Below are 13,539 nucleotides of genomic sequence, written 5' to 3' on the forward strand. Positions count from 1 at the left end.
GTTACCAGTTCGTGCCTATAGCTGACGATATCAACATCCGTGAATTATCTTGTGATAATTACTGATAAATCAAAACTATACCCTTGGCATTACTTATCCTAATGCCGTTAGTGATATTTGTTGATTCTCATTCTGAAGATTTTCCAAATCATCAGGTAATTTATTCAAATACTCATTTGCATTTATTTTATTCCTCATTTTTGATGGGGCAAAATGGGGGCAAAAAGGCAAATCGACTTATTTCTAAACACAAAAAAGCCTCGCGCAAAACTGCGCAAGGCATTGATTTCACTGGCGGAGAGGAAGAGAACGTCACTAATACCTTAAACAGAACCCTATAAAACATGCGTTTATGTTAGGAATGCCTTCTTTTTCGTCATTACGCATAGAATTTGATCGACCCTTGACCCTATTTTTCATTGAGACTACCACCAGTCTAAATCTCGTCTAAAAGCGGTGGGTTTAAACCTCGCGAGTGGATAACCAAAGCCGCTGATCCTAAAATTAGGATTGGCTACTTATCTTTACCAGCTATTCAACAAAGGTTTAGGGGTTTATGCTCATTTAACAGGCAAATCGATTCTATATGCATCAAGTCAACATAACGATTATAAAGAAAAAACATTTAGGCAAGCATGGTCGGTAATCAAAATATCATTATTTTTAGATTCTATCATCGTGACGAACTCAATGTGTATTATGGTAACTAGACGATACTAAAACACGAAATAGTGGTTTCGCGAAATGGTTCCGACCCCCTTTTGACAAGGGGGTCGGCTTAGCTTTATGGGCTATACTTTTTCGCAAAACACCTATGGATAGAAGGCAAGCTCCACAAATAACTCACATGGTGATGTTTCAGTTGTTAGTTCTGGAAAAAACCATTTCTAGATTTATAGAAGCCAATCTCTAATAGCATAGTCGTTATTCCTCTATTAGATGCATATAATGTTTAAAAACTAAAGAGGAGTACGATGAACAAAGTAGATTTTTTACGGCTTTGTGAAGAAACTGCAACAGAAGACGCTTTTGCGTTTTCAGCAAGAGTCTTGCCTGCAGCCCGCGAATATTTGGCACACCATAATAAAGGCAAGCTTCCTGTAATCTGGCTAGAGACAAGTGACAGCGGCGATAACAATATCGCGTTTATGAACACAACCTATCCATATTTGAACCAGATTTTTACAGATATGATCGACTTAATATACAGCAACACCTTCATGGCCGCCCAGGGGCGTGATGCTCTAAGTCTAGTAGAAGATACTCTAAGCAATTACTATGGAAAGTTTACGTTAGTGGTTGAAGGTGCCATACCAACCAAAGATGGTGGCATATATAACGTTATCGCCCGAACGAGAAGAGGTCCTATCACAGCATTAGAAGCAGTAACGAGGCTAGGGGAAGCTGCCGAGTTTGTTGTGGCTATTGGAACTTGTGCTAGTTTTGGCGGTGTATCGTCCGCTGCTCCCAACGTGACCGGCTCAGTAGGAGTAAGTAAGGTTTTGAAGCGGCGCGTAATCAATGTCAGCGGATGTCCCGTTAATCCCGATTGGTTTGTAGGGACACTGGCTCATCTTTTGATGTATGGCGAGCCTGAGCTGGATGAGTTAAACCGGCCCAAGCTTTTTTATGGTCATACCGTTCACCAGCATTGCCAACGGCGGTCTTATTTTGATAAAAAGGATTTTGCCGAAAAGCTTGGGGATATCGAATGCATGTTTTCACAAGGCTGCACAGGTCCGCGTACAGGGTCAGACTGCCCATACAGGCAGTGGATTAATCATGTCAGTTGGCCAGTCAAAGTAAATACTCCTTGTATCGGTTGCACCAATCGCGACTTTCCTGACGGGTCTGCTCCCTTTTTCACCCCTTTACCTCAGAAAAACAAATCCGAAGGAACTGGTCACCCACAACAGATAACACCGGAAAAGGGGGAGACACATGAGTCCGCAAAAAATCCTGTTTAGCCCTGTTACACGGCTAAGTGGCTTACTCTCTGTTGAACTTGAAGTAGAACATAGATTAGTTACCGAAGCAGATGTTAGCTGTACGATGTTTCGTGGATTTGAGTATATAATGCGTAACCACCATGTTACTGATGCAATCTATCTCACCCAGCGTATTTGCGGCATATGCTCCTCCGTCCACGGAGCTGTAGCAAGCTATCTGCTTGATCAGTTGTACAACAATGATATCGAGGAGAGCGCCCAGTATTTACGAAACATTATGATGGGCGCAGACTTCTTGCAGAACCATATCCGTCATTTCTATTTCTTTGGACTACCTGATTTTGTCGTCATGCCTAATCAACCGCCATTTTTAAGTCAAAATTGCTATGACTGCCGATTTGATGAAACAGACAATCGACGCTTAGCAAGTCACTATTTAGAAGCTATCAAAGCCGGAGAAAAGAGCCATCAAATTCTCGCCCTGTTCGGCGGCAAGGCACCCCACCAACACAGTTTTGTTCACGGCGGGGTCGCTGTAGCACCAACAGCAGATAAAATTAACCAAGCTCTTGCACTTGTACGCGATATTCAGGATTTTGTGAAACGCTACTTAATGCCAGATACTGAGCTAATCGCCAGATGCTATAGCGACTACTTTCATATTGGCGAAACACCTGGGCGCTTTCTTTCTTTTGGATTGTTTCGTTTTGGCAGTAAAAACAATCCAATGCTATGGCACTCAGGTGTATTGGAAAATGGACGATTAAGTGATGTTAATCTTGGCCTTATCCAAGAAGATATTTCGAGAGCTTGGTTCGAACGTGCAGCTTGGCAAAAATCAGATGAACTCTCCCCTGCCCCACACAAGCCGGAAGCTTACACCTGGACCAAATCGGTGCAATATCGGGGAAAACATTATGAAGGCGGTCCATTAGCCCGTATGCTTATGAACGGGTTTTATGACGGCGGTACTTCAACCATGGATCGGATAATCGCTCGTTCTTTAGAAACTCTTCTTATATCAGAATTAATGGAAGAATGGCTTCATGAGCTACAACCAGAAGAACCTCCTATCCATCAGAAAAAAGATCTTGTCCGTAACCAGGCTACTGCAGTAACAGATGCTATGCGAGGGCCATTGCTCCATTCTGCGCTGGTGCGAGATGAAAAAGTAGAGAGATATGATATTATTACACCGACCGTTTGGAACTTCTCGCCAAAAGACGAGCAAAATAATCGAGGTCCGGCTGAAAGCGCCCTGGTGGGCACTGATATTCCGTCACCGGAACTAAGAAATGTTATTCTTGGCCGAATTATACGCTCGTTTGATCCATGCATATCCTGCGCAACCCATTAGGTTTCATTAGTGAGAGGGATTTCCCCTCTCATTTTTATTTCCGGGTTTTATACAGAGAACTTATGTAATGATATCTTCATATATTATACTAGGTCAATATAATAATGTTGAAGTTGAGAGAGGAGTGTTAAATTTGGTTTATAATAGAAATCGATATCCATGGCAGATTAACATGCCAATGTACGATCACGATGATATGTATTCCAATTATAAAATGTGTCACTGCCCTTACTGTGAACATATTTATAATACTTGTAATCAATTCCATTGCCATTATCCTCCTGCCAGTTATCCTATTAAACTAAAGGACTATGGGCCTAACCCCTTTGCTATTAACATTGAAAAAGCTACAAAGCAAAACAATAAGTTTCGTATTGCCTTATGGACAGGTAAATATTTTCAACTTACCTTGATGAGTATCAACGTAGGGGAAGATATAGGTTTAGAAAATCACCCAAATCTCGACCAACTCATACGCATTGAAGAAGGTCAAGGACTTGTCAAAATGGGAGATAGAAAAAACAGATTGAATTTTCGAGTAAATGTTCGGGAAAATTATGCCTTCATTATACCTGCTGGTAAATGGCATAATCTAATTAACACCGGCGATATACCAATTAAATTATATTCTATTTATGCACCGCCTCAGCATCCACATAGTACAGTTCATAAAACTAAAGAAGATGCTGAAGATAACCACCAAGGCTACTACCGATGAGATTTTTAAAAGACTTAGAAATTAGCTTTCTAGGATTAAAAAATTCTAGAAAACTATATCTATAAAAAAGAAAAAAGCACAGAATTTTACATACGATATTCGTGTTTAATTAATTTTGTGAATTTTATCAGCAATCTGTCTTTTTCTTTAAATATCCGCTGTGCTGGGGCGCTATTACATTAATTTTATTTATTGACGATCTAAACATAACAAAAAAAGCCGGTTACCGTGGAATCCAAGCACGGCACCGGCAATTAATTTTCTTGCTCAAATACACATTCTAATTCTGTCCCATCAAGCAACGTCACTATTATCTGCTTCCCGTCAACCACTGTCATCTTTTCAGCCAATGCCTTGTATAAATCTATCTTAAACTCCGTTAGCGGTGCAGTCTCCAAAATTATCTTCATGAATTGCCTTGCCTTGTATCGGTAGAGAGCGTTATCACTTTTTAGTCGCTCGTTCCACTTGGCTATAAAGTAATCCCTGTTTTCAATCAGCGTGTTAAAAATATTGATAACGACTTGGTATAAAACCTCATTATAAATATGCTTACTATTACAGCCCTTTTCACCTTTGGCTGGATACTTGCCATTGCAGCGCCAGATAACTCTCCGAAATCGTTCATCGGTAGAATTCCATACCTTTCTGCCAAAGGCTTTACCATAAGAGCCGCAAATCACCCTGCCCGCAAAAGGATTAGTGGTTGTCGCGTACTCAAGCTTTTGAATACTATGTTCTACCGCGAAATTTCGCCTGCGTTCCATCTTTGCCAACAGGCAATCGCCGATCATTCGATGAAAATCGGTGCGCTTTTGGTATTGGTGCGGTAATGCACTTCGTCAGCGTAGATAGTGGCAAAATCCGATTCTGGCCGTTTTTTAATATGCTCTTCGTAGTATCTGACCTGTGCTTCGTAGCTGCACTCTTCGAATAGTTTAAGCAAACCAATTAACGAAAGGAGTTTCCCGCGTTCTAACACTGGAAACTTCTTATTTACAGTATATATTGTAATAATTTCGTCTAAAATATAATAAATATAAATAATAGACGAAACCCAATTGCCCACGCAACGCAGTTCGGCTATAATATAATAAACGTTATTTTTAGACGACGAGGTGAACTCATGAATTATATACACAGAGCAATGGAAGCTACGTTTCTCCGTCTTAACAAGGAGTTTCCCGCGTTGCTGCTCACAGGTCCAAGGCAAGTTGGCAAGACAACCATGCTTCAAAAACTAGCTTCAGAGGAGAACATAGGGCGGGAGTATGTGACACTGGACGATTTGACAGAGCGCCAAATGGCGAAGAACGATCCGAAGCTGTTCCTGCAAATCCACAAGCCGCCGGTGTTTATCGATGAGGTACAGTATGCGCCAGAGCTGTTTACCTATATCAAAATACACGTTGACCAGAACCGGCGGGCCGGTGACTTTTGGTTGACTGGTTCGCAGGTATTCAAATTGATGGAGGGGATACAGGAGTCGCTGGCCGGGCGTGTCTGCCTGCTGCATATGTCGCCCATGTCACAGGCGGAAATCTATGGTGCTGCCACTGCACCTTTTGTGCTGGATTTGGAACAGTTGTCACAACGAATCAAGGAGCGCACGCCTATCGATACGCCTGCACTTTATGAGCGTATCTTCAGAGGCGGTATGCCCGCCCTCATTAGTGGACAGTATAGCGACCATCGGGCAGTTTATTCCAGCTACATCAGTACCTATATAGACCGGGATGTAAAGGAACTTTCCGGCACTATCGATTCGCTCAGGTTTATGGATTTCATCACTGCCGCCGCCGCTTTGTGCGGACAGATGCTCAACTACAAGACCATTGCTGACGCTGCCGGTATTGACCAGATTACCGCCAAAAACTGGCTTGGGATTTTAGAGAGACTGGGAATCGTGTTTTATCTCCACCCATATTCTAACAATATGCTCAAGCGCATGGTAACCAAGCCAAAGCTCTATTTCTATGACTGCGGGTTGGTGGCATACCTGACCAAATGGAGTAACAGCGATACCCTGATGAACGGTGCCATGAGTGGTGCTATTCTTGAAAATTTTGTGGTATCTGAGATTGTCAAGAGCTATCAGAATTGCGGCTGGGAGGCCTTTATTTATTACTATCGGGATAAGGACACTAAGGAAATTGATATTCTGCTAGAGGACAGCGGCAAGCTATACCCCATGGAAATCAAGAAAACTGCCACGCCGCAAAAGCAGCTCACTCGTGTGTTTGGCGTGATTGACAAGGCTACTTTAGAGCGTGGCACAGGAGCTGTGCTTTGTACGACTGATAGGTTGTCAGCGTTTGACAGCCAGAATTTGATTGTGCCTATTTGGGGGATATAAGTTTTTTCTTTTACATCTGCGACATTGCCGCCGCCATCTTTGACTAAAAATCAAAGCCGCATACTCTCAAAAAAGAGAGTTGCGGCTCTTTTGTTGCCAACCTTGTTGCCAGAAGCTATTTTTCGGCAATAAAAAAGCTTCCAGCAAAAACGCTGGAAGCCTTGATTTCTCTGGCGGAGAGGAAGAGAACGTCACTAATACCTTAAGCAGAACCCTATAAAACATGCGTTATGTTAGGAATGCCTCCTTTTTTTGTCATTACGCATAGAACTTGATCGACCCGTGGCTACCACCAGTCTAAATCGGTGTCACGCAAGTCTTCTTCCGCAACGGTCAGGTCAGTTTGTAACGATTTGGTCAAGCGGCATGTTTATTCCTAAAAGGGTCTTAGCAAATTCAAATTCACGTTCCGAACAACCTTATTAAAGTATTTTATAACGACATCCTCACAGACCTTATCGGACAACATCTCATTCATTATCATCACCTGCTCTTTTTCAGATATTTGCGGCTTATCTTTACCAACTATTCAACAAAAAAATCTTTGATATTCAAATGTACAATCCCCTTGTGGGACATATCGATATCGTCCATACTGACCACAAGCTTAGGAAAGTTATCTTCGATTTGAAGCAGATCCCCAAACTCCCGTTCCTGTTTTTTTCGTTACACTATATATCACTCCAAATACAGAGAATATCAAGTAAAATCTGCAGCACTTTTGCCGAAAAACGCGCGTAAAACTATATTTTTCACAACGTTTTATACTGCCTTTTCTTACTGAGTACAGAACAATTTAGGGAAACAAAAGCCCACCAACCGCTAAAACCATAGAGTTTTGGTGGCATAAGGGGTATCCCCCCTTGTTAATTCTGCAATTTTTCGCGTGAAGGGGGGCGGCGGTCTTGGTGGTAAAGGCTGTAGAGATTGATAGGGGCCTACCGGGGTACATTAGCACTGCGTTAATCTTAAAAATGAATCCACTAAAAAAAGAGCACATCTCCTTATGTACTCCACGTGTCATTTGATAGAATCGTGATACTGATTCGCGAAATAGGAGTTTTTGCGTAAAGATTCGGCACCCCAAATACTGTATCCGAGTCCTCCAGGAAATAGGACTGGCGCACGTCATTCTTCTCATTAAGAAACCATTTTTTACTTTAGCTTTACTTTGTACCCAAGCATGTAAGCAATGTTGCATATGTCTATAATCTAAAGCTGTTCCTCTAATTGAGAGAGAACAGTTTTGTTTGGTAATGTTTGTAACAATTTATTGTCGTCAACTTATCGTTTGTTGACAATAAAGAAACGTCAGACTGTGCAAAAATGGTGATATTCTCAGGCGGTTAATGGTCTAAAGAGCAGAATATGAAAAAAACGGCAGCAATCCTGGAAGTAAAAGCTGAACGCTTAGCTGATTGCTGCCATTGATTTTTCCGTTCCTAAAATTCTGAGCACGCGTTTTAGGTTATACATTAAACAATGCATAACCGCTTCGCCCTGGACCTTTTCTACTCCCCGCAACAAGAAGTGTGTGTAACCCATTGCTCGTTTGATGGTTCCAAATGGGTGTTCCACGATCATCTGCCGCTGTTTGTAAAGCGTCATATTTTTCGCAAATCGTTCATCTGCCCGCGCCATGATGTCATGGTATTCGCCTCTTATGATTTGCCGGCCTCGTTTATTTTTTGTGCATTCATCCTTACAAGGGCAGTTCTTGCATACTTTGCTCCGGTACACCTTTTCTTTTGCATCATTCTTGCTTACGTTAGGAAAAATTTCCCCTCGTGGGCAAATATAGCAATCGCTTTCTTGATTATACTTAAATTTGTCTAATGTGTAGGCTGGATTTCCCGTGCTCGATGGGGGATTTTGCTTGGATACGATGGCCGTAATCTGGCCTCGTTCGCACTTTCTTAGGCATTCTCCCGTATAGTACCCTTTGTCGGCAAGTACGGTAGACGTCAGTAGCGCCATCAGGGTCGTCACCTTGTTCTAGTAGCTCTAAATAGCGCGCGGCAGATTGTTCAAAGTGGTCTAGCATTTTTGGCTATCTTGCCTTTAGTAAGATTCTTCTTGCGGGCGTTGTTGGCTCTTATCAAACCATTCCACCTTTCACGCAGGCACAAAACGATACATTATTTTGCCTATAACCAATTTTTCATCTTTTTCACCGTAATTCCTGTAAAACCACTGGTACTAATCAAATGTGTATGTAAAATTACCACTCTCATCACTACTCACCGAAATGAATAGGCACCTTTTCCAATCTTTCCAGCTATCCTTCCATCCTCCTACACCCCAGTATTCGAACTTCGTGTCTGTACGGACAACGCCATAGTAACTCTATCATCACATTCGCCAAGTTCGGCCAAAGTGCCTTCCCACACACGGGTGCTTGATTTGGCATAAAGGTAGATGCTTTGCTCGTAATCGAGATAAGGCCCAACCGGGATAGTTATACTGCTATTCGGCTTAACACCATACCAGCCTCTGGTAAACGATGTGTTCCTGTCAAAATCCCAATTACTAATCGATACCCACACTGTTTCGGATCGATTGTTGATTAGGTGCAGAGTTGATGGCTTAGTCGCCGCCCACGCCTGCTGCGGAGTAATAAGCGCCACCAGCAGTACTCCCAGGAATATTTTTGCCACAATACCCCTAATCATTTTCGCCATTTTACACTCCTCCATTTATTATTTATCACATAAGGCTAGTCATAAAGAAGCTGCTTTAGTCTAGTCGCAGCTACTCTTTGCTGACTTTGACCTCGCAGTTAATTGTCTTAGCTGCCATATTAGCCGGTTCCCAACTGCGCCGCAGCGAAAAAACAACGGGTTCCTGACCAACAGTGTCTGGTTTGGCTTGAAGAATATATACCGTACACATTTTTCCGCCTGGCAGGTTTGGCGTTTCCATCACCGAATAGCGCTTCTCTACTTTAACCAACTGTAACGCTTTATTGAGCAATTCCCAGTCATAACCGGTGCCGCTGGCCGCATATAATTCGACTTTGAAAAAATCGCCCGCTTTGATATCAACAGCCAAGCCTTCGCTGGCCGCATCGTCGGCATCCGCTTTAACCGTCATGGCTATAGGCGGTTCCCGAACAGTCATGTCTTCCGCCAATACCCCTGCTGCTGCCATACCCCAGATAAGGAATGACATGCTCAGCATGGCAAACACCTTCTTGAGCATTTCTCCATATGGAATTTTCACCCTAGCCACCGCCCACCTTTCGTTTTCTACTTTGGCCGTCAAAAGATGCTGGTACCATCACCAACAAAGAGGATTCGATACCCGCAAAAACCAACGATGACAAATAATATTACAGCAACCTCCATAGTGTCGGCAGGCAAAAAATCTAGAATAGCAAAAACTATTAACAGATAAACCAGACATAACAACCAACGTAGACCACGCAATAAACTAATCATAATGTCACCCTCATGTACGTAATGCTAACTATACCTGATTTCCTCTAACCAAGTTCGTATAATACACCAAATATAAACATTGCTAATCCTACAATACACATTCCTACCATAGCAGCTTTTCTTGAATAATCATTTTTGACAGTAAACAGCTCTGGTTTTTCTTGACTATACCCGATCTGAAGCTCAGTTCCTATTGAATATTTTCGTCGAGTGCAGCCTGCCTGCTCTGGTGCTTGGATGATTCTGCCATCTATCAACTTATATTCAGCAACCATGGTATACATGGTAAGTCTATTTATATCCTCATACTCATTATATTTAACAACAGTTGCTGTAGTAGTAACAACATTTTTGAATAATCTAATTTCCCTCTTCAGCGATAATAGCCCTGCTAAAAAGGTAATAAAGCCTATGCCAGAAAAAATCATTAAATCCATTTTATCACCTCTCGCGTACAGTGAGCTCACAAGGAATTGTCTCAACTGCCATGATTGCTAATTCTCAAATTCCATGCAGCGAAGAAGTGAGCCTCTTAACGCTGCTCACCTTGCCTGAGACCAGACTCAGCCTGCAGCAAGCCCAATAAGCAACCATTTCTTGTAGAATCCTCCTTACTCCCGCTTCTGATAATTCCTGGCCGGAGGTTGACAGTACAGTATAATAAGCGTTGGAATTTAAGAACTTCTTTTTTGAAAGTTCTTTTTGCTTCATCTCTGGTACGACACAAAGCGCGGATTTGAAATGAGCAATTTTGCCCGTCTATCATTATTGAGTCATACGAATTTTTTTACAGCTTATAACTATTTGTTAAAAATCTGGCGACTCATTTGCAGTTCCCTTGTGTCCACAATTGCTACATTCATATTGTTTCGCGTCAGTTGCGGTATATTTCCTCCCATTAGGTGCATATGTTTGCTCGTGACAACTTGGACATTCAAGGGCTCGGGTGGCGGCGTATACACCCGAAATACCAATGATACTTATAGCCACTAATAAGAATACAATAATGAGTTTTTTATTTTGTTTCATTTTTATCCCCCTCTTGATTGTTAATATTTGTCTACCTTAACCGTGTGCCTCACGATATCCTCCTGCACGGCCAGCGACTGAACAAAGCCTTCCAGCGGCATTATTATCCGCCGGTTGTGCCGGGCAGGTAGCCGCCGGCCGGACCCCAGTTCTCTGCGGTACGATCCGAGCAATTATCGCAGGAATAGCTAATATGTCCCAGTTAAAACCGGAAGCCGTCCAGATAGGCATCAGTATCCCTCCCACAGTTTCATAAGGGATAAAAGAAACCACCGGCTAGAGTTTCATAAAGCTATAGCCGTGGTTTCCGCGCAACCAGTCACACTAGGGTTCATTATTGTTCCCCGGCCGTAAAAACCTTCAAATTTCTATCTTTCCCCGGTTTGTTATTATCAGAAGTTCCACCTGATCCCGGCGTTGACCAGCCACGGGGTCTTGGTCGTGGAGCCGGTGGTTTTGCTGATTTCCATGTAGCCGTTGGTTCTGCTATTGAAGGCTGTGGTCAGTCCCAGGGCGTATTCCAGCCAGGTTTGTTTGAGATTTTGCTCCAGCGTCACCGGCGTCAGACCGCCTGTCGACATGGTTACCGCCGAACGGGCGCTGAACTCCCTGGCGATTGAGGTTTTGACATAGAAGCTGTTCTTCTGATCCATGTTCCGGCCTATGGCCAGGCCCAATCTGCCGACAGTGGAATTGCTCCCCTGATTGTATGCCGACGTGCCGTCGCTGGTGGTATAGCTCGCCGAATTGACGCGGGCCAGGTTTATTTCCAGCTGCGGCTCCAGATACCAGTTATCGGCCAGCTTTTTTCTAAAGCCGTATTCCGCCGAAACACTTGTGCCCCAGTTGGCGTAGCTGCCATCTACCCTGGTGCTTACCGCGTCGTTCAGATAGTTGTAGTAGCTGGTCCGCAGCCGGCCTGCTTTGGCGATGACGTCAAAATAGTGGCCTTTGTCTCCCAGCCAGCTGCCATAGGCGCCGACCGTCACGCTGCTGTACGTGCCGCTGCCCCGGGCCAGGGCGGCATCCCCGCTGAGGTAGCCGAGAGCATAGCCGGTGTACCATGTGCCGCCGTCAACGCGATGCTTGGTGTCATAGCCGCCCTGGATCGCAGTGTAATCCGATGTAGTGCTGCGGCCGTAGGAATCAACGGTCTCTTCCGAGCCCCGGTAAACCCTGGCCCATTCCCCTTCCTGACCTTTGGCATTTCTAAGTTCGCCCATGCGCTTTGTCAGGTTGTTGTTTTCGCTGCGCCACAGCATCAAGCTGCCGGCATTGATGTCGGAGGCTGTATGCACGGTTTCGCTCACGCCGGCCGGACCGTCGGACGGAACAGTAAGCCCGGTTACCGACCAGGTGTCCACGCCCCCGCTGGTGGTTTCGGACAGGGTCGGGGTGAAGCGGTACGCGCCGTATTCGGTCGGCGCCGCCGTGAAGGCGGCGCTGCCGCCCGATACGGTGGCAAAGCTGGCGCTGCCGCTGATATTCTTGCCTGTCGCAAACCCCGGGTCATACGCTACCTGGACGGTATTTTGCGAATTGGCGGCGCTGGTAATGTTGATCTGATCCGATTGACCGTGGGCAAGATCGGTGTTGATGACAAATTTTGCCCCGCCGCTCATGTTGGTAATATTGAGCTGGTTGCCGGCGGTGGTGCCATTGGCGAGGCTGACTGTGCCGCCATTTGTTACGGCCAGGTTGGCAATGGCGTATGTTCCGGAAGTGCCGCTAAGGTTGATGGTTCCCAGAATAAGGGATGTTGTGCCGGACAGTGCCGCGCCGGAGTTCATCTGAATGACACCGCCGGAGTTGGCGGTGGTGCCGGTGACCACGGCGCCGCTATTCACCTGCTGAAGTCCGCCACTGTTTATAGTGGTACTGGCGGCGCTGCCGCCGCTACTCACCTGCTGCAAACCGCCGCTGTTGATGGTTGTGCTGGTGGCGCTGCCGCCGCTATACACATCCTGGTAGCCGCCGCTGTTTATCGTGGTGCCGGTGGCGCTGCCGCCGCCATTTACCCACTGCTTTCCGCCGCTGTTTACGGTGGTGCTGGTGGCGTTGCCGCCGCTATAAACAGACTGTTCTCCGCCGCTGATAGTTGTGCTCACTGCGCTGTCGTACACAGCCTGCCACCCACCACTGTATATCGTGGTGCTCACTGCGCTGCCGCCGTTGTACACATACTGCCTTCCACTGCTGTTTACAGTGGTACCGCTGGCGCTGCCGCCGCTGGACACATACTGCGTTCCACTGTTGTTTACAGTGGTACCGTTGGCGCTGCCGCCGCTGGATACATACTGATTTCCGCCGCTGTTGATGGTGGCGCTGGCGGCGCTGCCCAACACAACCTGCTGTCCACCATTGTTTATCGTGGTGTCGGTGGCACTGCCGCCACTATTCACCCGCTGCAAGCCACCACTGTAAATGGTGGTGGTGGTAGCGCTACCGCCGGCGTACACAATCTGATATCCGCTGTTGATGGTGGTGCTGGTGGCGTTGCCGCCGCTGTTCACATCCTGCCTTCCGCCGCTGTTGATGGTGGTGCCGACGGCGCTGCCGCCGCTGGACACATACTGCAATCCGCCGTTTAAAGTGGTGTCGGTGGCGCTGCCGCCGCTGTACACATTCTGCATTCCGTCGCTGTTGATGGTGGCGCTGGCGGCGCTGCCTTCTACCTGCTGTGTCCCGCC

At 45.4% G+C, this 13,539-nt stretch carries 13 protein-coding genes and 1 pseudogene; 5 read left to right on the top strand and 9 right to left on the bottom strand.

The annotated features are described in order from the left end of the window. Positions 1-110 precede the first annotated feature (110 nt). The 4 genes and pseudogenes from B9A22_RS25080 to B9A22_RS22475 all read left to right on the top strand — a co-directional run bounded on the left by B9A22_RS25080 (position 111) and on the right by B9A22_RS22475 (position 4,024). On the top strand, positions 111-341 hold the full coding sequence (locus B9A22_RS25080; protein WP_139796347.1) for a hypothetical protein: 231 nt from the start codon (positions 111-113) through the stop codon (positions 339-341). A gap of 630 nt (positions 342-971) precedes the next feature. Continuing rightward, positions 972-1,967 (top strand): annotated as a pseudogene (locus B9A22_RS22465) (hydrogenase small subunit); the annotation flags it as partial. After that, positions 1,942-3,306: a nickel-dependent hydrogenase large subunit gene (locus tag B9A22_RS22470; RefSeq protein WP_084578186.1), complete on the top strand. Its 1,365-nt coding sequence runs from the start codon at positions 1,942-1,944 to the stop codon at positions 3,304-3,306. The pseudogene B9A22_RS22465 and the gene B9A22_RS22470, both read left to right, overlap by 26 nt. A gap of 133 nt (positions 3,307-3,439) precedes the next feature. After that, positions 3,440-4,024 (top strand): cupin domain-containing protein, encoded by a 585-nt coding sequence (locus B9A22_RS22475; RefSeq protein ID WP_245824107.1) that lies wholly within the window; start codon positions 3,440-3,442, stop codon positions 4,022-4,024. 254 nt (positions 4,025-4,278) lie between these two features. Here the strand turns inward: B9A22_RS22475 and B9A22_RS22480 are convergent, their stop codons facing one another. Next, complete coding sequence (locus tag B9A22_RS22480; protein WP_245824108.1) at positions 4,279-4,791, bottom strand: recombinase zinc ribbon domain-containing protein; 513 nt, start codon at positions 4,789-4,791, stop codon at positions 4,279-4,281. A gap of 359 nt (positions 4,792-5,150) precedes the next feature. Here B9A22_RS22480 and B9A22_RS22490 point away from each other — a divergent pair, with 359 nt between their 5' ends. Further along, positions 5,151-6,380 (top strand): ATP-binding protein, encoded by a 1,230-nt coding sequence (locus B9A22_RS22490; protein WP_084578189.1) that lies wholly within the window; start codon positions 5,151-5,153, stop codon positions 6,378-6,380. A 1,410-nt stretch (positions 6,381-7,790) separates the two neighbouring features. Here B9A22_RS22490 and B9A22_RS22495 read toward each other — a convergent pair. From B9A22_RS22495 to B9A22_RS26510, 8 genes are all read right to left on the bottom strand, one after another. Next, complete coding sequence (locus B9A22_RS22495; protein ID WP_084578190.1) at positions 7,791-8,357, bottom strand: transposase; 567 nt, start codon at positions 8,355-8,357, stop codon at positions 7,791-7,793. Between the two features lie 317 nt (positions 8,358-8,674). Then, positions 8,675-9,061: a DUF1036 domain-containing protein gene (locus tag B9A22_RS22500; RefSeq protein ID WP_084578191.1), complete on the bottom strand. Its 387-nt coding sequence runs from the start codon at positions 9,059-9,061 to the stop codon at positions 8,675-8,677. Between the two features lie 70 nt (positions 9,062-9,131). Beyond that, complete coding sequence (locus tag B9A22_RS22505) at positions 9,132-9,602, bottom strand: protease inhibitor I42 family protein (RefSeq protein WP_084578192.1); 471 nt, start codon at positions 9,600-9,602, stop codon at positions 9,132-9,134. Between the two features lie 38 nt (positions 9,603-9,640). Then, on the bottom strand, positions 9,641-9,820 hold the full coding sequence (locus B9A22_RS22510) for a hypothetical protein (protein WP_084578193.1): 180 nt from the start codon (positions 9,818-9,820) through the stop codon (positions 9,641-9,643). 44 nt (positions 9,821-9,864) lie between these two features. Beyond that, positions 9,865-10,257, bottom strand: a complete 393-nt coding sequence (locus B9A22_RS22515; protein WP_084578194.1) for a DUF3592 domain-containing protein — start codon at positions 10,255-10,257, stop codon at positions 9,865-9,867. Positions 10,258-10,627: 370 nt separating this feature from the next. Next, a complete protein-coding gene (locus tag B9A22_RS22520) occupies positions 10,628-10,849 on the bottom strand; it encodes a hypothetical protein (protein WP_084578195.1) in 222 nt (73 codons plus the stop codon). Positions 10,850-10,885: 36 nt separating this feature from the next. Continuing rightward, positions 10,886-11,080: a hypothetical protein gene (locus B9A22_RS22525; protein ID WP_084578196.1), complete on the bottom strand. Its 195-nt coding sequence runs from the start codon at positions 11,078-11,080 to the stop codon at positions 10,886-10,888. Positions 11,081-11,241: 161 nt separating this feature from the next. Then, positions 11,242-13,539 (bottom strand): autotransporter outer membrane beta-barrel domain-containing protein (locus tag B9A22_RS26510; protein WP_139796349.1); only part of this gene is annotated, 2,298 nt, incomplete at its 5' end.

The organism is Sporomusa malonica (assembly GCF_900176355.1).
Taxonomy (GTDB): domain Bacteria; phylum Bacillota; class Negativicutes; order Sporomusales; family Sporomusaceae; genus Sporomusa; species Sporomusa malonica.

Excerpts from the sequence above, each read along its gene's own strand:
- B9A22_RS22520 (WP_084578195.1), bottom strand. The coding sequence starts at position 10,849 with ATGAAACAAAATAAAAAACTCATTATTGTATTCTTATTAGTGGCTATA.
- B9A22_RS22480 (WP_245824108.1), bottom strand. The coding sequence starts at position 4,791 with ATGGAACGCAGGCGAAATTTCGCGGTAGAACATAGTATTCAAAAGCTT.
- B9A22_RS22495 (WP_084578190.1), bottom strand. The coding sequence starts at position 8,357 with ATGGCGCTACTGACGTCTACCGTACTTGCCGACAAAGGGTACTATACG.
- B9A22_RS22490 (WP_084578189.1), top strand. The coding sequence starts at position 5,151 with ATGAATTATATACACAGAGCAATGGAAGCTACGTTTCTCCGTCTTAAC.
- B9A22_RS22515 (WP_084578194.1), bottom strand. The coding sequence starts at position 10,257 with ATGGATTTAATGATTTTTTCTGGCATAGGCTTTATTACCTTTTTAGCA.
- B9A22_RS22470 (WP_084578186.1), top strand. The coding sequence starts at position 1,942 with ATGAGTCCGCAAAAAATCCTGTTTAGCCCTGTTACACGGCTAAGTGGC.
- B9A22_RS22510 (WP_084578193.1), bottom strand. The coding sequence starts at position 9,820 with ATGATTAGTTTATTGCGTGGTCTACGTTGGTTGTTATGTCTGGTTTAT.
- B9A22_RS22500 (WP_084578191.1), bottom strand. The coding sequence starts at position 9,061 with ATGGCGAAAATGATTAGGGGTATTGTGGCAAAAATATTCCTGGGAGTA.
- B9A22_RS22525 (WP_084578196.1), bottom strand. The coding sequence starts at position 11,080 with ATGCCTATCTGGACGGCTTCCGGTTTTAACTGGGACATATTAGCTATT.